The organism is Acidisphaera rubrifaciens HS-AP3 (genome assembly GCF_000964365.1).
GTDB lineage: Bacteria > Pseudomonadota > Alphaproteobacteria > Acetobacterales > Acetobacteraceae > Acidisphaera > Acidisphaera rubrifaciens.
Genome location: NZ_BANB01000389.1, coordinates 1 through 890, shown reverse-complemented (window position 1 = coordinate 890; position 890 = coordinate 1). Strand labels below are relative to the sequence as shown.

Annotated in this window: 1 protein-coding gene; it reads left to right on the top strand. The window is 72.0% G+C overall.

Annotation, left to right across the window (positions count from 1 at the left end; translation table 11 throughout):
* The coding region (locus B8460_RS11595) for a sensor histidine kinase (RefSeq protein ID WP_048861759.1) at positions 1-814 on the top strand (814 nt) is incomplete at its 5' end.
* Positions 815-890: the final 76 nt, after the last annotated feature.

Genomic DNA, 890 nt, shown 5'->3' with positions numbered 1-890 from the left:
GGCCGTGCGGCGCTGGCGCGGCGGCGGGGCGTTCGTGCCTGCCATGCCGCCCGGCACGCCGACCGAGGTGGTGGAGCTGTCGCTCGCCTTCCGCGATGCGACCGGGCGGCTCGCCGAGCGCGAGGCACAGGTCCGCGCGGCACTGGGCGAGCGTGACCTGCTGATGCAGGAAATCCACCACCGCGTGAAGAACAACCTGCAGATCGTCGCCAGCCTGCTCAACCTGCAGGCCGGACGCATCCGCCAGCCGGAGGCGCGGGCCGAGTTCCTGTCCGCGCGCAACCGCGTCCGCGCCCTCGCGACGCTGCACCGCCATCTCTACCTCCAGGGCGACCTGCAGCGGATCAACATGCGCAGCTTCCTCACCGAGCTGTGCAGCCAGCTATTCGAGGCGATGGGCGAGACGGAGGGCGACCGGATCACCGTGTCCATCGAGGCGTCGGAACTGGAGATGTCGAGCGATCAGGCCGTGCCGCTGGCGCTGATCGTGACGGAGACCGTCAGCAACGCCCTCAAATACGCCTTCCCCCGTCCGCGCCGCGGCCACGTGAGCGTCATCCTGACGACCGAGCCGGCGGAGGGGCGGGCCCGCCTGGTGGTGGAGGACGACGGCATCGGCCTGCCCGACGGGCCGGCGGAGACCGATACCGGCACGCGCGACGGGCTCGGCATCCAGCTCATACGCGGCTTCGCGCGACAGATCGGCGCCACGCTCGAGGTCACGGAACAGAACGGGACGCGCTATGTCCTGGTAATTCCGCTGCAGGCCGACAGCCCGCCCGGGAGCGGCGACCGGCAGGAAGCCGCCGACTGAGCCGGGGCCGGCCGGCCGCGGTCAGGCGGGGTCGAGCGGGATGTTGTCCAGCAGACGCACGGCGCCGAGCCGGACG